The organism is Streptomyces hyaluromycini, assembly GCF_002217755.1.
GTDB lineage: Bacteria > Actinomycetota > Actinomycetes > Streptomycetales > Streptomycetaceae > Streptomyces > Streptomyces hyaluromycini.
Map to the genome: position 1 here is coordinate 65,240 of NZ_BCFL01000042.1, position 19,969 is coordinate 85,208.

The following is a 19,969-nucleotide window of genomic DNA, read 5'->3' on the forward strand; positions in this document are numbered from 1 at the left end:
CACCACACCACCACGAACGAAAGGGGGCCGAATTCCATGGCCGACAACAACGCGTTCACCCTGGACGATCTCAGGAGCACCCTGCGGCAGGCCGCGGGCGTGGCCGAGGACGTCGACCTGGACGGCGACATCTTCGACACCGATTTCGAGGCGCTGGGCTACGAGTCGCTGGCACTGCTGGAGGTCGGCAGCCTCGTGGAACGCCAGTACGGCATCTCCCTGGACGAGGTGGCCATCAACGACGCCCGCACCCCGCGCGCCTTCATCGACGCGGTCAACACCCAGCTCGCCGCCGTTTCGTGAAAGGACCCGACATGACGCAGTTTTCCGCGCCCAAGGTGGCCGTCATCACCGGCGCCACCTCCGGCATCGGGCTGGCCTCGGCCCGGGTGCTGGCCGCCGACCACCGCGTCTACATCGGCGCGCGCACCGCGGAGAACGTGGCGTTGACCGTCAAGGACCTCACCGACGCCGGCTTCGAGGCGGACGGCTCGGTGGTCGACGTCCGCGACACCGCCTCGGTCGAGGCGTTCGTCGCCGCCGCAGTGCAGCGTTTCGGCGCCGTCGACGTCCTGGTCAACAACGCTGGCCGGTCCGGGGGCGGGGTCACCGCCGATCTGGCCGACGAGCTGTGGCTCGATGTCGTCGAGACGAACCTCAACAGTGTCTTCCGCGTCACGCGTGCGGTGCTGACCACCGGCGGCATGCGCGAGAAGAACCGCGGCCGGATCATCAACATCGCCTCCACCGCGGGCAAGCAGGGGGTGGTGCTCGGTGCCCCGTACTCCGCCTCCAAGCACGGTGTGGTCGGCTTCACCAAGGCGCTGGGCAACGAGTTGGCGCCCACCGGCATCACCGTCAACGCGGTGTGCCCGGGCTACGTCGAGACGCCCATGGCGCAGCGGGTGCGGCAGGGCTACGCGGCGGCCTGGCAGACGTCCGAGGACGAGATCCTGCAGAAGTTCCAGGCCAAGATCCCGCTCGGACGGTACTCCACCCCCGAGGAGGTGGCCGGGATGGTCGGCTACCTGGCCTCGGACATCGCCGCCTCGATCACCTCCCAGGCTCTGAACGTCTGCGGCGGTCTGGGCAACTTCTGACGTCCGGGTCACCGCATCCCCTTCCAGGACAGGAGTCACAGGTCATGACGACGCGTGAGGTGGAGCACGAGATCACCATCGACGCACCGGCCGCCGCGATCTACCAGTTGCTCGCGGACGTGGTCAACTGGCCGCGCATCTTCTCGCCCACCATCTTTGTCGACCGAGAGCCGACCGGTGCCGGGCAGGAACGCATCCGGATCTGGGCCACCGCGAACGGCACGGCCAAGAACTGGACCTCGCGCCGCACCCTGGACCCGCAGGTCCTGCGGATCACCTTCCGGCAGGAGGTGTCCGCGCCGCCGGTGGCGGCCATGGGAGGTGCCTGGATCATCGAGCCGCTGGCCGCGGACCGGTCCCGGGTACGGCTGCTGCACGAATATCGGGCCGTAGACGACGATCCGCACGACCTGCTGTGGATCGAACGGGCGGTGGACAAGAACAGCACCGCCGAACTGGCCGCGCTCAAGGCCAACGTGGAAACGGCGCACGCCGCCGACACCGACGAGCTGACGTTCTCGTTCACCGACAGCGTCCGAATCGCCGGCAGCGCCAAGGACGCGTTCGACTTCATCAACGACGCGGCGCTGTGGCCCGAGCGGCTTCCCCACGTGGCGGTCGCCCGGCTGACCGAGGACACCCCGGGTCTGCAGCGCCTGGAGATGGACACCCGGGCCAAGGACGGCTCGGTCCACACCACGGCCTCCTACCGGGTGGTCTTCCCGCACTACCGGATCGTCTACAAGCAGGTCACGCTGCCCGCGTTGATGACGTTGCACACCGGAGAGTGGACGTTCGAGGAGAATGAACAGGGCACCGCGGCCTCGTCACAGCACACGGTGACCATCAACACCGCCAACATCGCCGCTGTGCTGGGCGAGCGGGCCACCGTCGCCCAGGCGCGCGACTATGTGCGCGAGGCGCTGTCGGCCAACAGCAGGGCGACGCTCGGGCACGCCAAGTCCTATGCCGAACAGAAGGCCTGATCGTGGCCGAGGACCGTTCGTCCGCCGACGTCGTGGTCGTCGGGGCCGGCCCGGTCGGGCTGCTGCTCGCTGGTGAGCTGGCCGGGGCGGGCGTCGACGTGGTGGTGCTGGAGCGGCTGGACGTCCCCACCACCGCGTCCCGTGCCTCCACGCTGCACGCCCGCACCATGGAGATCCTCGACAGCCGCGGCCTGCTGCCGCGGTTCGGCCGCCCGCTCAGTGAGCTGCGCGGCCACTTCGGCGGCATACCGCTGGACCTGACGCTGCCCAGTTCCCACCCGGGCCAGTGGAAGGTGCCGCAGACGACCACCGAGGCGGTGCTGCAGGAGTGGGCGATCGCCCGCGGCGCCGTCATCCGCCGCGGCATCGAGGTCACCGACGTTGCCGAGGGCACCGGCCAGGTGGCCGTCCGGGCAGCCGGCCGGGGCGGCGAAGCCGTGGTCCGCGCCTCCTACGTGGTGGCGTGCGACGGCGAGGACAGCACCGTACGGCGCCTGGTCGGTGCCGACTTCCCCGGCCAGGACGCGGGGCGCGAGCTGCTGCGGGCCGACGTGGACGGCATCGACGTACCCGACCGGCGCTTCGAGAGGCTGCCCGAGGGGCTGGCCATCGCGGCGCGCCGCGCGGACGGGGTGACCCGGGTGATGGTGCACGACTTCGGCGCCCGGGCGGGCCACCGCGACAGCGAGGCCTCCTTTGAAGAGGTCGCCGCTGCCTGGAAGCAGGTCACCGGCGAGGACATCTCGGCCGGCACCCCGCTGTGGGTGAACTCCTTTGGCGATGTCTCCCGGCTGCTGGCCCGCTACCGGCACGGCCGGGTGCTTTTCGCCGGGGACGCCGCGCACAAGCAGATGCCCATCGGCGGGCAGGCCCTCAACCTCGGCCTGCAGGACGCCTTCAACCTCGGCTGGAAGCTGGCCGCGGTCATTCGCGGCCAGAACGGCGAGGAGCTGCTGGACACGTACCACGACGAGCGGCACGCGGTCGGCACCAGGGTGCTGGTCAACATCCGTGCCCAGGCACTGATGCTGCTCGGCGGCCCGGACGTGGAGCCGCTGCGGTCGGTGCTGGCCGAGCTGATCGGCCACGAGGAGATACGGGCCCACCTGGCGGGCATGATCAGCGGCCTGGACATCCGCTACGACATGGGCGGCGGCAGCCACCCGCTGCTGGGGGCCCGGCTGCCGCACGCCACGCTGCGGGCCGGCGGAGATCGGGTGACCACCGCAGCCCTGCTCCACGGCGGCAGCGGACTGCTGCTGGACCTGCGCGGCGGGCGCGGCGGCGGCCTGGAGTGCGCGGGCTGGCCGGATCGGGTCACGGCCGTGAACGGGCGGGCCGGCCCCGGCAGCGCTCTGGACGGCGCCGGGGCAGTCCTGGTGCGCCCCGACGGCTACGTGGCCTGGGCGGGCGACGAGGGGTTGACCGAGGCGCTGACCCGCTGGTTCGGCCCGGCCCGCTGACCGGCCGCGGGCCGCTTCCGCGCACGGCCGGCCGGCCGGACGGGGCGGCCGTCGGCACACACCGAAACGTTTTCCCATTACCAGGAGGGATTCCCCATCATGGCAGCGACAGCGGTTGACGCCGACGTCATCGTCGTCGGTGCAGGACCGACCGGGCTGATGCTCGCCGGTGAACTGTGCCTCGGCGGAGCACGCGTCGTCGTCCTGGAGAAACTGACCGAGCCCACCGGGCAGTCGCGGGGCCTCGGCTTTACCGCCCGTGCCATGGAAGTGTTCGACGCGCGCGGGCTGCTGCCCCGCTTCGGGCAGGGCGAGACCCTCGACGTCAGCCCCATGGGCCACTTCGGCGGGACCGTGTTCGACTTCACGGTCCTGCCCGACGCCCACTTCGGCGCCCGCGGCATCCCGCAGAGCGTCACCGAGAAGGTCCTGGAGGACTGGGCGGGCGAGCTGGGCGCCGACATCCGGCGCGGCTGGGAGTACGTCTCCCTCGACGACGGTTTCCTCGACGGCGACAGCGTGCGCCTCATGGCCCGCGATCCGCAGGGCGGCACACGGCGGCTGCGCGCTCACTGGCTGGTGGGCTGCGACGGCGGCAGCAGCCGGGTGCGGGCCGCGGCCGGGTTCGACTCTTCCGGCCGCGGCGCCACCCGCGGCATGTACCTGGCCGACGTCACCGGCGTGAAGCTGCGCCATCGCCCGCTGGGCGAACGCACGCCCTACGGCATGGTGATGTCCGCCCCGCTGGCCGAGGGTGTGGACCGAATCATTGTCTGCCCCGACGGCACACCCGTCCGCGAGCGGGAACGCACCATCACCTTCACCGAGGTGGCAGCCGCCTGGCGGCACATCACGGGCGAGGACATCTCCGGCGGCAGCGCGGACTGGGTGAGCTCCTTCACCGACGCCACACGCCAGACGACGCAGTACCGGCGCGGCCGGGTCCTCCTGGCCGGCGACGCCGCCCATATCCACCTGCCGGCCGGCGGACAGGGCCTGAGCGCCGGCGTGCAGGACGCCTTCAACCTCGGCTGGAAGCTGGCCGCGGTCATTCGCGGCCAGAACGGTGAAGAGCTGCTGGACACGTACCACGACGAGCGGCACGCGGCCGGCCGTCGGCTGCTGATGAACACCCGCGCCCAGGGCACCGTCTACCTCGGCGGGGCCGAGGCGGACCCACTGCGCGAGCTCTTCGGCGAACTGATTCGGTACGACGACGTCAAGCGCCACCTGGCTGGCATGGTCAGCCACGTAGACCTGCGCTACGACCTCGGTGAGGACGACGCCCACCCGCTGACCGGCCGTCGCATGCCGCCGCGGCCGCTGACCTGCTCCGACGGCACCGTCGGCATCGCCCGCCTGCTCCAGTCCGGCTACGGGATCCTGCTGGACCTGGCCGACGACGCGGACGTACGCCGGGAGGCGGCCGAATGGGAGGGCCGGGTATCGACGGCGACGATGTCGGTGCAGCCGGTCGACGGCACCGACATCCTGGCCGGCGTCCAAGCCGTACTCGTGCGCCCCGACGGCTACGTGGCCTGGGCGGGCAGCCCGGCCGACGGCGGTCTGAAGAGGCTGCGGGCTGCCATGGAGCGATGGTTCGGTCCGGCCGACTGGTCGGCGGGCCGGCGTCCCGCCGCCTGAGCCGCCCCCTCGGCGCGGTTCGCCGACGCCCGCACACAACACGCAGCGGCCCCGGAGCGGGCGAACACTCCGGGGCCGCTGAACCGTATGCCCGCGCCTGCCGGGTCAGACCGCAGTGGCCTCCACGATGGACACCGCGGCGGCGGTCTCCACCACGCGCTCCATCGTGAAGCCGGCCCGGGCGACCAGGTCGGCGTACTGGGAGGCGGTGCGCTCCTTGCCGCCCACCAGCAGCAGCAGCCACAAGTCGACCAGCTTGCCGGAGTGCGGTTCGTTGCCCTCCTCCGGCGGAACCATCTCGATCAGCAGCAGTTTGCCGCCCGGCTTCATGGCAGCCCGCACGTTGCGCAGGATCTGCAGCGCCTGCTCCTCGGGCCAGTCGTGCAGGATGTGCTTGAGCACATAGGCGTCCCCGCCGGGCACCACCGAATCGAACATCCCTCCGGCGACCGTGCGGCACCGCCCGTCGACGCCCTCCGCGGCCAGGAATTCCGCCGCCCCGTTCCCCTCGACCCGCGGGTCGGACAGAACTCCGCTGACATGCGGCGCCTGCTGCAGAATTCCCGCGATCAGCCCGCCGCGGCCGCCGCAGAAGTCCACCACGGTGCCGAAGCCGGAGAAGTCGTAGGCCGCCAGCACCGGCCCGGTCTCGGTTTCCGAGAGGGCGCCCATTCCCTTCATGAACACCTCGCCGTACTCGGCGTTGTGCTCCAGGTACTCGAAGGCCCCCATGCCCCGCAGTTTCGGCAGGCTCGGCTCACCGGTGACCACGGCCTCCAGGAGGTGCGCCCAGTCCTCCCAGTGGATCGGGTGCCCCATCAGCAGGGCGAGGTCACGCATCGACATCGGGTGGTCCGCGCGCAGCGCGTCGGCTATCGGGGTGAGCTCGTACATGCCGTCCGGCCGCCGCGCGAAGATCTGATGACTGGCGAGCAGGCGCAGCAGCCGGGCCACCGCGTCCTCGTCCGCCTCGACCTGCTTGGCGACCTGAGCCGGCGACAGCGGCCCATCGGCCAGCGCCTCGGCGATCCCGAGCCGGGCGGCGACGTACACCGACTGGGTGACCATGGAACCCATCACGATCTCCAGCAGCGCGAACGGAGCAGGCGCCAGGTCCTGGGACGCGCGCTGCAGGTCCGCCCGGGATTTCTCCACGGCTCGGACCACTGGCGGGGGCGGAAATACGGGCATGTAAATACCTCCGGTGCGACCTCTCGGATTTTCCGTCCCTCTCGCGTGAAGGGACCCGGCAAAGCAGGGTAATTAAAAGACCTACATGCTCCCTGGAGGCGTACTCGAATCTGTACGCCATCGCTTCTGAATGACATTGCGTCAGCAGTGTTGCTTGACCTTGAATAGGCTTCGGCAGAATTTAAGGTCGAGGAGGCCCTATGGGGTTGGGATTTCTATTGGGTGGCGGTGTCACCCGTGAGCCGCAGGGAATGGAGCTGTACCAGGCATTTCCCGTGATGCGCGACCTCTACGAGCAGATCGCCGACTGGTGCGCCCTGCCGGTCTCCATGCTGCTCGGCGACGAGCTGCCGCGGGAGGCCGAGGTGCAGCAGAGCCTCGCCGCCGTCCGACAGGCGGCGCTGTCCATGGCGGTGCACGACATCCTCGCCGAGCAGCACGTGCACCCGTCCGTGATCGGCGGACTCAGCCTCGGCGGCATGGCCGGTGCCGCGCTGGCCGGAGCCGTGCCCAGGAAGCAGGTGTTCCGGCTGATGGCGGCCGGGGTCGACTTCCCGGGCTGGCCGGAATCCGCACCCCGGCAGGGCATGGCCGTGGTCACCGTGCCGGACGGCGAACGGATCGGCTCCTATCTGGCCGGCCACCCCCGGGTTCACCCGGCCGTGTTCGTGGGCGCCGCAGCCGACGGATCCGGGACGTTCGTCGTGGTGGGCGGAGAGGCCGATGCCCTGGATCGGCTGGCCGAGGCCCACCCCGGCGGCGTCGTCACGGCGGTACCGGGGGAACTGGCGATCCACACACCGCTGCGTGAGCCCTATCGCGCCTTTCTCGCACCGTATCTGGCGGAGCTGGAATTCAAGAACCCCTCGCTCCCCCTGTACTCGGGCCTGGACAAGAAGCGGTTGACCACCGCCGACGAGATACGGGACATGTTCGATCGCAATCCCGTCGAGTCGGTGCACCTGCCGTACATCCACGACGGCATGGTCGACGCCGGTGTCGAACTCGCGATCATCGTCAGCGCGTCCATTCCCCCCGGACTGCTGACACTTCCGTTCCCGGTGGTCCATGTGGACCAGCCGGAGGACCTGCAGAAGGTGTTCTCCACCCTCTACGAACTCGACGTCCGGTACCCGGAAAGGAGCCTGGTGGCGTGACCACGGAAGGACTGAGCGCGCGTGACTGCGAGCGCCTCATGGACGGGTGGCTGAACACCGATCTGGACGACTGGACCCGGAGCGTCGTGCGTCGGCACTTCGACCCCGAGTCCGGCAGCCCCTACTGGCTCAGGCGCGCCGCCGAACTGCCTTTCGACCCGCGGGACATCACCTGGTACGAGCAGCTGGCCGACCTCGGGCCGTTCGACCTCGACGTGCTGCGCCACTGCGACCCGGCCGACTTCGTCCCGAGGGCGGTGAAGCGCCCGCTGAACGGCCGGATCTGGGACACCGGCGGCACCAGCGGCGCGCCCTGCCGGGTCTTCTACACCCGGGACATGCTCGTCCACCGCGGGGTGTGGCGCCGCTGGTCGTTCACGACCGAGGGCTTCGAGCCGCACCGAACCTGGCTCCAGGCCACCCCGACCGGGCCCCATCTGATCGGCAACGGGGTGTGGGAGACCGGGGAGCTGTATGCCGCGCGGGTGTACGCCATCGACATGGACCCGCGCTGGGTCAAGCGGCTCATCGCCGGCGGCCGCCTGGAGCAGGCCCGCGAGTACACCGATCACCTGCTCGACCAGATCACCATCGTGCTGTCCACCCGGCCCGTGGACTACATCAACACCACTCCGGCCCTGATGCTCGCCCTGGTCCGGCGGGAGCCGGAACTCGTCGCGCAACTGGCGGGGGTACGGCTCAGCGGTACTCACCTGACCCCGGCCGCCTACCGGGAGATCAGGAAGGCGCTCGGCGACGGACTCGTCGGCCGCAGCTACGGCAACACGTTCGGCAACGCCGCGGGCCTGCCGGTGGAGCAGCCGGACGACCTGATGCCCTACGTCCCGAACTTCCCGCAGGTCACCCATGCGGTGGTGGACAAGACCGATCAGCGCACCATCGTCCCGTACGGCGCCGTCGGCAGGGTGCGGCTAACCGTCCTGCACCAGGACCTCTTCCTGCCCAACATCCTGGAGCGGGACGAGGCCGTGCGCTACGACACGGGCGACCGGTTCCCCGTCGACGGAGTCGCCAACGTACGCCCGCTGCAGACAGCTGTCGGCAACGTGGAGGGGATCTACTGAGAGCCCGGGGGACGGCGGGCCGGCCCCCGGGTGACCCGGCCGGGACGACCGCACCGCAAGGCGCGGCCGTCCCGAGCGGAACGCGTCACCTCGCGGCCGGGTATCCGGCCGCGATCTGCGCCAGCAGTTCCGCCTGGCGGACGGTGGCCCCCTCGGCGACGACCCTGCCCTGCGCCGCTGCGGCGGCGAACGCCGCGACGCTGAGGGCGACCTGGTCGGCGGGCGGCAGGGGCGGGGAGCCCGGCAGGAGCCGGGGCACGTGCGTGGCCTGTGGTGTGAAGGCGTGCGAGAGGTCCAGCGTGGCCTGACTGCCGGTGAGGGTGTACTCCGAGCGGTAGGCGTGGTCCAGGCCGAAGGCGAGGGTGACCGTGGTGGACGTGGCGGCGTGCAGGAACAGGGCGGTGCCGGCCGTGGGCACACCGAGCCCGCCGGGATCGGACAGGTGGGAGGCGAGCAGGGTGAGGTCGGGCCCGAGCAGGTGGAGGGCCGCCCTCAGCGGGTAGACGCCGGTGTCCCACAGGGCGCCGCCGCCGAGGTCCGCCCGGTAGCGGATGTCACCGGGCGGACGCCGGGGAACGGTGAACTGAGCGTGCAGAGTCCGCAGTTCACCGAGGGCACGGTCGGCGATCAGCTTGCGGACCGCTTCGTGCTGTGGGTGCTGCACGAACATGACGTTCTCCATCAGGGCCAGCCGCCGGCGCGCGGCGAGCGCGAACAGCTCCGCCGTCGTCGTCGGCTCCAGCGTCAGCGGTTTCTCGGCCAGCACGTGCTTGCCCGCTTCCAGCGCCGCCCGCGTCCACCGTGCGTGCAGTGCGGCCGGCACCGGTATGTACACCGCGTCGACCGTGGGCTCGGCGAGCAGTGCCTCGTACCCCGTGATCGCGCGGCACCCGTACGGCCGGGCCGTCTCCTGCGCCGTGCGCGCATCCCGGCTGGCGACGGCGACGAGCCGGGTGGCCGGGCAGGCGGCGAAGGCCGGCAGCATCCGCCGCCGGGCGATGTCGGCGCAGCCCAGCACCCCGACCCGCAGCGGGGCCTCGGTCACCAGGCTACGGCCCCGGTCGTCATGCACGCCAGGAGCGTACGCGCCTGCACATTGACGTAGTGCCCGTGCCTGGCGAGTGACGCCAGCTGCCCCGGCGTCACCCAGCAGTACCCTGGCGGCAGTTCCTCATCCAGGGGCAGGTCCGGTTCCACGATCAGATACCGCGACTCCGCGTTCAGGAACCGGCCGCCCTCCTCGGAGTGCACCGCCTCGTACCGCACCTGTTCCGGCTTGGCCTGTGCCACCAGGTCCGCGAAAGGCGGCCCGTCGGTGTAGTTGTCCGGTGTGCACTGCACGGTCGGCCCGAGTTCCACGGTGTCGAGGAACCCGCCCTCGACCCTGGCGTGTGCCAGCACGTGCGGCACCCCGTCGAACCGCCTGGCGACGAAGGCGGCAAGCGCCAGTCCGGTCGGTTCGAACAGCGGCTGGGTCCAGCTGCCCACCTCGCGGTTGCCGGCCTCGACGCCGACCGAGACGACCTTGAAGTAGCGGCCGTCCGGGCGCTGGATCGACCACTGGTCGCGCTCCCAGTCCCTCACCTCGTTCAGCGGACCACACGTCATCCGCGTCTGGTGCCGCGCCCGTTCACCGGTGAACCAGGACCGCAGCAGGGTGTCCGGCAGCAGCGCTCCCTTCTCGCGGAGGGCCACCGGCGCGCAGGCCAGCACCGTACGGGCGTCCATGTTGACCAGGTTGTCCGTGTGCAGCAGTTCGCCGATCTGGCCAAGGGTCAGCCAGACGAAGTCCGGGTCCTCGGGTAACTCTTCGTCCGTCTCGACGAGCATGTTCCGGTTGGACTTGTGGAAGAACCAGGAGCCGTGCTCGGACTGCAGCACGTCGGCCAGCACCCGGCCGCGGCCGGGCTGGGTGAAGTGTTCGAGGTACTTCACGGCCGCGCCGCGGTGGACCTTGGTGTAGTTCGAGCGGGTGGCCTGCACGGTGGGGGAGAGCTGCAGCAGGTTGGGGTTGCCCGGCTCCATCTTGGCCTGCATCAGGAAGTGCAGCACCCCGTCGAGCTCCTTGGCCAGGATGCCGAGGATGCCCACTTCAGGCTGCCTGATGATGGGCTGCGTCCACCGTACGGCCGGATCCTCGCCGACTTCGGCGCGCAGTCCCTCGACGGTGAAGAACCGCCCGCTGCGGTGGCCGAGGTTGCCGGTGTGCGGCTCGAAGGACCAGCCTTCCAGGTCGTCGAACGGTATCCGGGTGACCGCGAAGTGGTGCGCGGCGCGGCGCTCGGCCAGCCAGCCCGGTATCTCTGCCGTGCGCGGCCCCGCACCGGCGGTCCGCTGCGCGGCGGACCTGGCCAGCCGCTCGGCCAGGGCGGCGTCCTCGCGGGAATGCACAGTCACCGTCATCGGTAGCTCCTCGTGAACTCCTTGATGGAGGCGATTACGTAGTCGATCATCTCGTCGGTCAGGCCGGGATAGACCCCGACCCAGAACGTCTGTTCGGTGATCAAGTCGCTGTTGCTGAGATCGCCGACCACCCGGTACGGACGGCCGACCCAGGCCGGCTGCCGGGTCAGGTTGCCCGCGAAGAGCTGCCGCGTGCCGATCTTGCGGTTCTCCAGGAAGTCCACCAGCGCCGCCCGGCCGAACGGTGCCTTCGGGTCGACCGTGATGACGAAGCCGAACCAGCTCGGTTCGCTGCGCGGGGTCGGCTCGGGCAGCCACAGGTACGGCACTCCGTCCAGGCCCTCCCGCAGCCGCCGCCAGTTGTGCCGACGGGCGGCCACGAAGCCGTCGAGCTTGTCCAGCTGGGACAGGCCCAGCCCGGCATGGAGGTCGGTGCCCTTCAGGTTGTAGCCGATATGGGAGAACGTGTACTTGTGGTCGTAGCCGTGCGGCAGATTGCCCATCTGCTGGTCGAACCGCTTCAGGCAGGTGTTGTTCTCACCCGGCTCGCACCAGCAGTCGCGGCCCCAGTCCCGCAGCGACTCCACCGCGCGGGCCAGCTTCAGGTCCGAGGTCAGGACGATGCCACCCTCACCCATCGTCAGGTGATGGGCGGGGTAGAAGCTCACGGTGGCCAGGTCGCCGAAGGTGCCTGTGAGCCGTCCGTCGTAGGTGGATCCCACCGCGTCGCAGTTGTCCTCGACGAAGGCCAGGCCGTGCTCCTTGGCCAGGTCGGCTATCTCCCCGACCTCGAAGGGGTTGCCCAGCGCGTGCGCGATCATGATCGCTCGGGTCTTCGGGCCGATCGCTGCCGTGACCCGCTCGGCGGTGGTGTTGTAGATCGGGAGCTCGACGTCCACGAAGACCGGGACCAGGCCGTTCTGCACGATCGGGTTGACCGTGGTCGGGAAACCCGCCGCAACCGTGATCACCTCGTCGCCCGGCCGCAGTGCGCGGTCACCGCGCACGGGTGACGTCAGCGCGGTCAGCGCCAGCAGGTTGGCGGAGGAACCTGAGTTGGTCAGATGCGCCTTGCGCCGGCCGAGCAACTTCGCGAACCGGGACTCGAACTTCCGGGACCGCTGGCCCGCCGCGATCCGCAGGTCGAGCGCGGCCTCCACGAGGGCGGCCCGGTCGTCGGCGTCGAGCACTGCGCCGGACGGCCAGATCTCGGTGACCCCGGGGATGAAGCCGGTGTCGCTCTGCTGGTCCGCGTGGTACTTGCGGACCTCGTCGAGAACCAGGGCCTTGCGGTCGCTCATGTGAGACCTCCGGTCGCATCGATCGGGTCGGCGGCGCCTCGGTGGCTGTCCACCGTCTTCCACCACCCGGGGTTGTTCCGGTACCAGGCGACGGTTCCGGCCAGTCCCTGGTCGAAGGGGACCCGCGGGCGGTATCCGAGCTGCTCGCGGATCTTGCTGTCGTCGAGTGAGTAGCGCCGGTCGTGGCCCTTGCGGTCGGGGACGTACCGGATCACGGACCGGTCTGCGCCGCACAGCGCCAGCAGTCGCTCCGTCAGTTCCAGGTTGGTGTGCCCGGTGCCGCCGCCGATGTTGTACACCTCGCCGGCGCCACCGCCGGTGAGGACCGTCTGCACGGCCCGGCAGTGGTCATCCACGTGCAGCCATTCGCGTACGTTGTGCCCGTCGCCGTAGAGCGGCACCGGCCTGCCCTCCAGCAGGTTCGTCACGAACAGCGGGATCAGTTTCTCGGGGAACTGGTAGGGGCCGAAGTTGTTGGAGCAGCGGGTGACCGACACATCCAGTCCGTGGGTGCGCCAGTACGCGCGGGCGATCAGGTCGGAGCTGGCCTTGGACGCCGCGTAGGGCGAGTTGGGCATCAGTTGGGCGTCCTCGGTCCACGAGCCCTCGTCGGTCGAGCCGTACACCTCGTCCGTCGAGACGTGGACGAACCGGGGCGTGCCGCGGCGCAGGCATGCCTCCAGCAGGGTCTGGGTGCCGCTCACATTGGTCCGGACGAACTCCGCGGCGGAGCGGACCGAGCGATCCACGTGCGACTCGGCGGCGAAGTGCACCACCGCGTCGTGGCCCGGCAGCAGGTCCAGCAGCAGGGGGAGGTCGCAGATGTCGCCCTGCACGAAATCCATCCGGGGATGGCCGGCGGGCAGGTTCTCCCGGCGGCCGGCGTAGCTCAGGACGTCCAGGACGGTCACCTGGGCCTGCTCGTAACCGGGGTAGCCGCCGGCGAGCAGCGTGCGTACGTAGTGCGAGCCGATGAATCCGGCACCGCCCGTCACCAGGAGCCTCATCAGGCAGCGATCCCGGTCCGGGTGTGCAGGCGCGTATCCGGCCCGCCTGGCAGCAGCAAAGCTTTCACTTTCTCTCCTCGATCGAGTGCGGACGCGTCAGCTGTCACCAGGACGCGGTGGACCACGAGCTGTCGCTCGCGTCACCTCAGAAGTGGCCCACCGCCGCCGATTCACCACCCGGCCGCCGGCAACACGGTATAGGGAGCAGGCTCTCGTGCACGAAGTTCAACCGCATTGCATCCGCGGTTGAACACCCCGGCCGGCGAAACCGTGGCACCGTCAGCGATGGACAGCGTCCGGTAATCAACAGAAGATTCATTGCTGGATATTCGGGCCTCGGCTGAGAAGGACCGGAGGGAAATATGAAGGTAAGAATCCTGGGCGCGCTGGGCGCCGAAATAAACGGGAAGTCCATTGTCCCGACCGCTAGAAAGCCACGCCAGATCCTCGCCTCACTGGCACTGTATCCGGGCCGGGTGGTTCCGGTGCCGACCCTCATGGAGGAGATCTGGGGGACCAAACTGCCGCAGAGTTCGCTGACGACGCTGCAGACGTACATCCTGCAGCTGCGCCGCCTGATCGCCGATGCCCTGGGCCCGGAAGACGCCAGCTCTGTCAAGAAGGTGCTTGCCACCCGCTACGACGGCTACTCGCTGCATATCCCCCCCGAGGACGTCGACGTCTACACCTATGAACGTCTGGTCGCCGAGGGACGGCACGCCTTCGACCAGGGCGAGGACCAGCGCGCGGCCCAGTGCCTGCGCAAGGCGCTCGACCTGTGGGAGGGGTCCGCGCTGGTCGACGTACGCGTGGGGCCGATCCTGCAGATCGAGGTGATGCGGCTGGAGGAGAGCCGCCTGGTCGCCCAGGAGCGCCGGATCGACGCCGAACTGCGGCTGGGCCGGCACGTCGAGCTGATCGCCGAGCTTACGGATTTGATCGCCCGTCACCCGCGCAACGAAGGGCTGCACTCGCAGGCCATGGTGGCCTTCTACCGGTCCGGTCGGCAGGCCTCCGCGCTCGACGTCTACCGCGGGCTGCGGCAACGGCTGATCACTGAGCTCGGCGTCGAGCCCTCCCCCCAGCTGCAGCGCCTGCACCAGGCGATGCTCGCCGTGGATCCCCGGCTGGACGTCATCGCCGGACCGCGCCGGACCTCGACCTTCGACCTGTACGCCGCGTGAGCGCGGCCCGGCCTCCGGCGCCGCACCCGCTGCTCCGCCGTACCGACCTGCTGCCGGCCGACCTGGAGACGGGGCGGTTCCACCGCTTCTCCACCGACGCTGCGGCTCATGTCGAGACTCTCCCCTGACAATCGGACGCATCCGGTTGCCGACTGTGGCCGAGAAGGCTCAAAAGGGGTCAGCTCCAGTGGAAAACGTCGTGAAAGACACCGCCTCACCGCCGGTGCCGTCCGGGCGGGCCCAGCGGATCACCGAGCGGACCCGCAGCGAGGGCTGGAAGAAGCCGCCACGCCGTATCGAGACGTCCGAGTGCATCACCTGCGACACATGCCTGCGCAGCTGCCCTTCGGAATTCGGTGCCATCTTCGACATCGGCCTGGATGTCGTGATCATCCCCGAGCTGTGCTCAGGCTGCCCGGCGTGCGTCCTGGAATGCCCCGTCGACTGCATTTACGTCGATGAGAACTGGACGCCGACCGACGAATCCGTGTGGAACCACATCGAACTCACCACCGAGGGTGCCTGATGTCCGCCCCTGTCGAGCGCGGCGAGTCCCGCCGCGCTGCCAACGCTCGTAAGCGGATCAGCCGCCGCCCAAGCAGGCTCGGCACCCCCGCCGGCGCCGCCGCCCCCGATCGTGTGCGGCCGGCCGACGCTGGCTTCCCCGGCCTGCTCGGGCGGGCCTGGCACCGCGCCGAGCAGGCCGGCGACCTGCGCACTGCGGTGCAGGTTCTGCTGACCCTCGACGGACATGTGCCGGCCGACGTGCAGCTGCGGGCCCTGAGCAGCAGCGACGAGGCCGCCCTCAGGGTTCTGTTCGGCCGGTCCTGGCGTGGCCAGGACCAGTCCGACTCTGGCGCTGGCGAGTTGGCCGACAGCGACGACGGGAAGCCTGCCTTCCTCGGCGAACTCGCCCTGACCCGGGGCGGCCGTATCGTGCTGCGCGCGCCCTCCCAAGCGCCCCTCAAGCGCGACGGGCTGGTCGGCGGGGTCCTGCGTGTGCCCTGGTCGCGACAGGCGCTGCACGCCTATGAGCAGGAGGTGAACAGCGCCGCCGCACGCCTGGCCGGGTCCGTCGCCGACTGCCGGCAGTGGCTGGCCGCCCAGGGTGCCGAGGGCCGAGAGGAGTTGCTGGAGCAGGCCAAGGAAGCGGCCCTGCGCACCGCGCCGTTCGTGCTGTACCAGGGGCACAACCAGTACACCAACTTCCGTGACCAGAACACGCTCACCGGCAAGACCCTGTGGCCCGGCCACCCCGACTGCACCCTCAGCAGCCTGCACGGGGTGCCGCTGGAGCTGTGGTCCGACAACGACGCGCAGCTCGTGGTGTGCCTGACCCTGCTGATCGCCTCGGCCGGCTTCGGCCGCGTGGAAGAGGCCAACGGCACCCAGCTCACCGTCGACCACGTCGCGTTCATGCTCGAACGCGTACGCTGCGGCTACAACACGGCTTTGCCCGGTCCCGGCATCGCGCCGGCCGCCTCGCACCGCGTGGCCGATCTCGCCGCGCTGGCCGCGGCCCTGCGCGAGAGGCGGGCCGAGGCCGGCACGGGCGCCCAGCTCTACCGCGAGATCCACGGCGCGCTGATGCACAAGATCGAGCGTGTCGCAGGGCCGGTCGCCGAGTCCGCTCGGGACGTGGAGGCGGCGATCTGCCGGGAGCTGCGCGCCCGGCTGCCGCTGACCGGTGCCACCCTTGCCGAGTTCGGTGAGGAGGCCGCTGCTCGCCAGGCCTGGCTGGCCAAGCCGTACGGCACCTACGGCACCGGCCTGGAGGCGCTGGTGCACCACACGGTCACCGCCACCGCGCACGCGCTCCGCGCCGACTTCGCCATGAGCCGCGGCATGCGCTCCCTGCCGGCGCTGATCGCGGCCCTGCGCGAGGAGCGGTGGGCGGAGATCTGCGCGTGGGACATCACCCGCTACTTCTGCTGCGTCGTACCGCTGCCGGACGCCGCCCGCCACTTCGGTGACTCCGTTGCCGCGGTCGCCGACGTCGCCTGGGCGATGTCCTCGCGGATGCAGTACAACTCCTGGCACTTCGTCCCCGGGAACCTGCCCCGTGTCGGCCCGGTCGTCGAGCGTGACCACTTCGTCCCGCCCACCATCCCCGACATCGCCTTCTTCTCCGACCAGCACCATCACGGGCATGTCAACAACAAGGTCCGCTTCTGCGTCCGGTCCCCGCAGGCGGTCACCGTCGACGGGCGGCGTTTCAACGGGTTCATCGACCTGCGGCTGCTGCGCTGCGAGGGCCCGCCGTTCACCGAGCAGGACCTGCTGGTGGCCCACCGCGTGTCCGGGTTCGTCGCCGCCGCCACCGGTGCCGCCGCGGAACTGGCCGTGGCGGGCGAGGACTTCGAGGTCACCGCGTTCGACTCGGCCTGGCACTGGCAGCAGGTCACCGGGACCGAACCCAGCACCGCCGGCCGGACCGGCACGGCCGGCCCCCGCACGGGACAGCCGGGGCGGGCGCACCGTGCGTCCTGATTCCGGCGCCGGCATCGCCGCGGCCCGGCGGTGCCTGCTCGCCGGCGACCTGACGGTGACCCAGCACATCGAGGCCACCCTGACCGCGATCCGTGAGCGGGACACGCTGGGCGCGTTCGTCGCCGTCGCCGGCGACGAGGCGCTGGCCGCCGCGGAGAAGGCCGACGCCCGCATCCGGGAAATGGGCGCCGACGCGTGGCGGGACATGCCGCTGCTGGGTGTCACCGTGTCGGTGAAGGACCTGCTGCAGACCGAGGACCTGCCCACCCGGCGCGGTTCGATGCTGCGCAACGATCGCGTCTCCCTCGACGTGCCGGTAGTGGCCCGGCTGCGCGCGGCCGGCGCTGTGGTCGTCGGCAAGACCACCACCTCCGAGTACGGCTGGAGCGCTTCCACCGTCAGTCGCGTCTCGGCGCCCACCCGCAACCCCTACGACCCCGCGTTGACGGCAGGCGGCTCCACCGGCGGCGGGGCCGCGGCCGTTGCCACCGGGCTGTGCCAGGCGTCCCTGGGCACCGACGGGGCCGGCTCCATCCGCATACCAGCCGCCTTCTGCGGCGTCGTCGGCTACAAGCCCAGCTACGGGCGGCTGCCGTACGCGCCCAACAGCGTGGACCGGCTCGCCCACCAAGGGCCCCTCACACGGACCGTCGCCGACGCCGCCCTGCTTGCCCGGGTCGCCGCCGGGCCCCACCTCGCCGACCCGGACTCGGCGCTGGGCTCACTGGACCGGGCCCGGGACGGCCGCGTGCTGCGTGTGGGCTGGATCCACCACGACGGCACCGGCGCGCAGATCACCGAGGTCACCGACCGTGCCCGCCAGGCTCTGATCGCCCTCGGGCATCAGGTCGAACCCATCTCTGTGCCGTACGACGATCCCTACCCGGCGCTGGTCGACATCCTGGCTGCGGCGGAGGCTGCCGACACCCCGCCGTGGGCCGAGCAGTGGTGCGACCCGGGCCGTCTCGAGATCGTCCGTTACGGGCGCACCCTGAGCGGCGTCACCGTCATCCGCGCCGAGGAAGTGCGCCAAGCCCTGCGGGTCCGGCTGCGTGGCGTCATGGACCGCTATGACCTGCTGGCCATGGCCACCGTGCCCGTCGAACCCTTCCGTGCCGACGCCATCGCGCCCGACCGGGCCGCCGATCCGCGCGACCTGCAGTGGCTGTCCTGGGCACCAGCCGCGTATCCGTTCAACATGACTGGCCAGCCCGTCGTGACCGTGCCCGCCGGACTGACCCGCTCCGGCCTGCCGGCCGCCGTGCAGCTCGTCGGTCCGGTCGGCGCCGACGCGCTCGTCCTGGCCGCCGCCGGGCGACTGGAGAGCGAGCTGGGCTGGCTGCCCCGGCCGCCCGTGGCCTCCCCCTCCCCAGGCGAAAGGACGCCCTGAACCATGTACACCCGGTCCTGGACCTCCCTGTCCGCGCAGGGCAGTGTCGGGCGGCCCTCCTTCGTCGCCGACCACGGATTGTGGGACGAGGCCCAGCTCGCCGCCGCCGAACGCATCGAGGCCGACCTGGCCGGAGTGGACCTGGTACGCCTGGTCTTCGGCGACCCCCACGGCCTGGCCCGCTCCAAGACCCTCACCGCCGACGCTTTCCGCTCGGTGCTGCGCAACGGCATGAACTTCAGCCCCGGCCCGTTCCTCTTCGACACCGGCCACGCGGTCGCCGTGGACTTCCTCGGCGCCGACCCCGGCGTGGGCGTCGACGAGATCACCGGCGCCGGCAACTTCATCGCCGTCCCCGACCCCCTCACCTTCCAGGTCCTGCCTGACCAGCCCGGCCACACCGCACGCACCGCCTGGGTCATCGCGGACGAGTACCTGCGCGGCGGCACCCCCCACCCGCTGTCCTCCCGCGACGTACTGCGCCGCGTCCTGGCCCGGTACGGCACACGCGGCCTGAGCCCCGCGGTGGGCCTGGAGGTCGAGTGGTACCTCACCCGCCGCCTGGACGACGAACCCGGCAACGCCGGCAACGGCTTCGGCCTGCAGGGCGAGGCACCCCGCGTCGCCGCCGTCAACACCGGCTACCAGTTCAACCTCGACGCGCACTACGACACCGTCGCCCCCCTCACCGACCCGCTGGCCCTGCATCTGCTCCAGCTCGGACTGCCGCTGCGCTCCATGGAGCACGAGTCGGGCCCCGGCCAGGTCGAAACGACGTTCAGCCCCATGTCGGCCATGGACGCCGCGGACGCGATGCTGTTGTTCCGCACCATCACCAAACAGTTCTGCGCCCGGCGCGGCCACCACGCCTCCTTCATGTCCCGGCCCGCCATCGACAGCGCGGACCCCAGTGGCTGGCACCTGAACCAGTCGGTCATCGACACCGCCACCGGCCAGAACCTGTTCGCGGCCGAAGGCCCCTCCGGCGGTATGTCTCCCGACGGCAAGGCGTATGCCGACGGCCTGCTGGAAAGGGCACGGGAGCTGTTCGTGCTGTCGGTGCCCACCGTCAATGGCTACCGCCGCCTGGCCGCCGAGCACACTCTGGCCCCCACCCGCATCGGCTGGCGTGTGGAGGACCGCAGCGCGATGCTGCGGGTGGTCGGCACCGGCGCCGGCGCCCACATCGAGAACCGGGTGGGCGAACCCTGCGCCAACCCCTACCTGAACATCGCCGCTCAGCTCTTCGCCGGCCTCGACGGCCTGGCCGCCGGTGCCGTCGTCCCCCGCGAGGGAGCCCTGGCGGCCGGCAGCGATCTGGTGCCGCAGTCGCTGCGGGAGGCCCTGGACGCCTTCCGGGCCGGTCGCGCCGCCGACCTGCTCGGCACGCCCCTCGCGGCCTGCCTGGTCAAGCTCAAGGAGAGCGAGCTGCGCCGCTACGAGGCCTGGTGCACGCACAACCCGCCCGTGCCGGGCCAGACCACTCAGTGGGAGCAGCGCGAGTACTTCGGCGCGTACTGACCCCGCGGCACTGCCCGCCGCGATCCCCCGACCGATCCACGGACGAA

General features: G+C 70.8%; 18 protein-coding genes. 13 read left to right on the forward strand and 5 right to left on the reverse strand.

Going from position 1 to position 19,969, the window contains the following annotated elements:
* Nucleotides 1–36 precede the first annotated feature (36 nt).
* The 5 genes from SSP29_RS49880 (at nucleotide 37) to SSP29_RS49900 (ending at nucleotide 5,193) form a co-directional block, all read left to right on the forward strand.
* Nucleotides 37–303, forward strand: a complete 267-nt coding sequence (locus tag SSP29_RS49880; protein WP_089107662.1) for an acyl carrier protein — start codon at nucleotides 37–39, stop codon at nucleotides 301–303.
* Nucleotides 304–314: 11 nt separating this feature from the next.
* On the forward strand, nucleotides 315–1,100 hold the full coding sequence (locus SSP29_RS49885; protein WP_089107663.1) for an SDR family NAD(P)-dependent oxidoreductase: 786 nt from the start codon (nucleotides 315–317) through the stop codon (nucleotides 1,098–1,100).
* 44 nt (nucleotides 1,101–1,144) lie between these two features.
* Nucleotides 1,145–2,086: an aromatase/cyclase gene (locus SSP29_RS49890; RefSeq protein ID WP_089107664.1), complete on the forward strand. Its 942-nt coding sequence runs from the start codon at nucleotides 1,145–1,147 to the stop codon at nucleotides 2,084–2,086.
* A 2-nt stretch (nucleotides 2,087–2,088) separates the two neighbouring features.
* Nucleotides 2,089–3,549, forward strand: coding sequence for an FAD-dependent oxidoreductase (locus SSP29_RS49895; RefSeq protein ID WP_089107665.1), 1,461 nt, complete (start codon nucleotides 2,089–2,091; stop codon nucleotides 3,547–3,549).
* A gap of 99 nt (nucleotides 3,550–3,648) precedes the next feature.
* Nucleotides 3,649–5,193 (forward strand): FAD-dependent monooxygenase, encoded by a 1,545-nt coding sequence (locus SSP29_RS49900; RefSeq protein ID WP_089107666.1) that lies wholly within the window; start codon nucleotides 3,649–3,651, stop codon nucleotides 5,191–5,193.
* Between the two features lie 105 nt (nucleotides 5,194–5,298).
* Here SSP29_RS49900 and SSP29_RS49905 read toward each other — a convergent pair whose 3' ends face one another.
* Nucleotides 5,299–6,348, reverse strand: coding sequence for a methyltransferase (locus SSP29_RS49905; RefSeq protein ID WP_245883593.1), 1,050 nt, complete (start codon nucleotides 6,346–6,348; stop codon nucleotides 5,299–5,301).
* A 236-nt stretch (nucleotides 6,349–6,584) separates the two neighbouring features.
* Between SSP29_RS49905 and SSP29_RS49910 the strand changes: the two genes are divergently transcribed.
* Together SSP29_RS49910 and SSP29_RS49915 are read left to right on the forward strand one after the other, a co-directional pair.
* Nucleotides 6,585–7,541 carry an ACP S-malonyltransferase gene (locus SSP29_RS49910; protein WP_145969079.1) on the forward strand — a complete coding sequence of 319 codons (957 nt, stop codon included), beginning with the start codon at nucleotides 6,585–6,587 and terminating at the stop codon, nucleotides 7,539–7,541.
* A 38-nt stretch (nucleotides 7,542–7,579) separates the two neighbouring features.
* The gene (locus tag SSP29_RS49915; protein ID WP_089107690.1) at nucleotides 7,580–8,626 is read left to right on the forward strand and encodes a phenylacetate--CoA ligase family protein; all 1,047 of its coding nucleotides are present in this window, start codon (nucleotides 7,580–7,582) and stop codon (nucleotides 8,624–8,626) included.
* Nucleotides 8,627–8,711: 85 nt separating this feature from the next.
* Here the strand turns inward: SSP29_RS49915 and SSP29_RS49920 are convergent, their stop codons facing one another.
* Genes SSP29_RS49920 through rfbB form a run of 4 tightly spaced genes read right to left on the reverse strand, consistent with a single transcriptional unit; the run spans nucleotide 8,712 to nucleotide 13,337 of the window.
* The gene (locus SSP29_RS49920) at nucleotides 8,712–9,698 is read right to left on the reverse strand and encodes a Gfo/Idh/MocA family protein (protein WP_150136503.1); all 987 of its coding nucleotides are present in this window, start codon (nucleotides 9,696–9,698) and stop codon (nucleotides 8,712–8,714) included.
* Nucleotides 9,668–11,029 carry an NDP-hexose 2,3-dehydratase family protein gene (locus tag SSP29_RS49925; protein ID WP_089107668.1) on the reverse strand — a complete coding sequence of 454 codons (1,362 nt, stop codon included), beginning with the start codon at nucleotides 11,027–11,029 and terminating at the stop codon, nucleotides 9,668–9,670. Before SSP29_RS49925 ends, SSP29_RS49920 begins: the two co-directional genes overlap by 31 nt.
* Nucleotides 11,026–12,330, reverse strand: a complete 1,305-nt coding sequence (gene rfbH / locus SSP29_RS49930) for a lipopolysaccharide biosynthesis protein RfbH (protein WP_089107669.1) — start codon at nucleotides 12,328–12,330, stop codon at nucleotides 11,026–11,028. Before rfbH ends, SSP29_RS49925 begins: the two co-directional genes overlap by 4 nt.
* On the reverse strand, nucleotides 12,327–13,337 hold the full coding sequence (gene rfbB / locus SSP29_RS49935; protein WP_089107670.1) for a dTDP-glucose 4,6-dehydratase: 1,011 nt from the start codon (nucleotides 13,335–13,337) through the stop codon (nucleotides 12,327–12,329). The genes rfbH and rfbB overlap by 4 nt, the downstream gene beginning before the upstream one ends.
* Nucleotides 13,338–13,699: 362 nt before the next feature.
* Between rfbB and SSP29_RS49940 the strand changes: the two genes are divergently transcribed.
* Genes SSP29_RS49940 through SSP29_RS49960 form a run of 6 tightly spaced genes read left to right on the forward strand, consistent with a single transcriptional unit; the run spans nucleotide 13,700 to nucleotide 19,922 of the window.
* Complete coding sequence (locus tag SSP29_RS49940; protein WP_089107671.1) at nucleotides 13,700–14,521, forward strand: AfsR/SARP family transcriptional regulator; 822 nt, start codon at nucleotides 13,700–13,702, stop codon at nucleotides 14,519–14,521.
* Nucleotides 14,518–14,649, forward strand: a complete 132-nt coding sequence (locus SSP29_RS61100; RefSeq protein ID WP_275539800.1) for a hypothetical protein — start codon at nucleotides 14,518–14,520, stop codon at nucleotides 14,647–14,649. The genes SSP29_RS49940 and SSP29_RS61100 overlap by 4 nt, the downstream gene beginning before the upstream one ends.
* Nucleotides 14,650–14,708: 59 nt before the next feature.
* Entirely contained in the window at nucleotides 14,709–15,047 is a 339-nt protein-coding gene (locus SSP29_RS49945; RefSeq protein WP_150136504.1) for a 4Fe-4S dicluster domain-containing protein, read from the forward strand.
* Nucleotides 15,047–17,011, forward strand: a complete 1,965-nt coding sequence (locus SSP29_RS58150) for a hypothetical protein (protein WP_245883594.1) — start codon at nucleotides 15,047–15,049, stop codon at nucleotides 17,009–17,011. Before SSP29_RS49945 ends, SSP29_RS58150 begins: the two co-directional genes overlap by 1 nt.
* Nucleotides 17,001–18,401, forward strand: a complete 1,401-nt coding sequence (locus tag SSP29_RS49955) for an amidase (protein ID WP_245883595.1) — start codon at nucleotides 17,001–17,003, stop codon at nucleotides 18,399–18,401. Before SSP29_RS58150 ends, SSP29_RS49955 begins: the two co-directional genes overlap by 11 nt.
* A gap of 3 nt (nucleotides 18,402–18,404) precedes the next feature.
* Nucleotides 18,405–19,922: a type I glutamate--ammonia ligase gene (locus SSP29_RS49960; protein WP_089107673.1), complete on the forward strand. Its 1,518-nt coding sequence runs from the start codon at nucleotides 18,405–18,407 to the stop codon at nucleotides 19,920–19,922.
* Nucleotides 19,923–19,969: the final 47 nt, after the last annotated feature.

What these genes read in the sequence shown, in the direction of transcription:
- SSP29_RS49880 (WP_089107662.1), top strand. Translation starts at nt 37, where the DNA reads ATGGCCGACAACAACGCGTTCACCCTGGACGATCTCAGGAGCACCCTG.
- SSP29_RS49885 (WP_089107663.1), top strand. Translation starts at nt 315, where the DNA reads ATGACGCAGTTTTCCGCGCCCAAGGTGGCCGTCATCACCGGCGCCACC.
- SSP29_RS49890 (WP_089107664.1), top strand. Translation starts at nt 1,145, where the DNA reads ATGACGACGCGTGAGGTGGAGCACGAGATCACCATCGACGCACCGGCC.
- SSP29_RS49900 (WP_089107666.1), top strand. Translation starts at nt 3,649, where the DNA reads ATGGCAGCGACAGCGGTTGACGCCGACGTCATCGTCGTCGGTGCAGGA.
- SSP29_RS49910 (WP_145969079.1), top strand. Translation starts at nt 6,585, where the DNA reads ATGGGGTTGGGATTTCTATTGGGTGGCGGTGTCACCCGTGAGCCGCAG.
- SSP29_RS49915 (WP_089107690.1), top strand. Translation starts at nt 7,580, where the DNA reads ATGGACGGGTGGCTGAACACCGATCTGGACGACTGGACCCGGAGCGTC.
- SSP29_RS49925 (WP_089107668.1), bottom strand. Translation starts at nt 11,029, where the DNA reads ATGACGGTGACTGTGCATTCCCGCGAGGACGCCGCCCTGGCCGAGCGG.
- rfbH (WP_089107669.1), bottom strand. Translation starts at nt 12,330, where the DNA reads ATGAGCGACCGCAAGGCCCTGGTTCTCGACGAGGTCCGCAAGTACCAC.
- rfbB (WP_089107670.1), bottom strand. Translation starts at nt 13,337, where the DNA reads ATGAGGCTCCTGGTGACGGGCGGTGCCGGATTCATCGGCTCGCACTAC.
- SSP29_RS49940 (WP_089107671.1), top strand. Translation starts at nt 13,700, where the DNA reads ATGAAGGTAAGAATCCTGGGCGCGCTGGGCGCCGAAATAAACGGGAAG.
- SSP29_RS58150 (WP_245883594.1), top strand. Translation starts at nt 15,047, where the DNA reads ATGTCCGCCCCTGTCGAGCGCGGCGAGTCCCGCCGCGCTGCCAACGCT.
- SSP29_RS49960 (WP_089107673.1), top strand. Translation starts at nt 18,405, where the DNA reads ATGTACACCCGGTCCTGGACCTCCCTGTCCGCGCAGGGCAGTGTCGGG.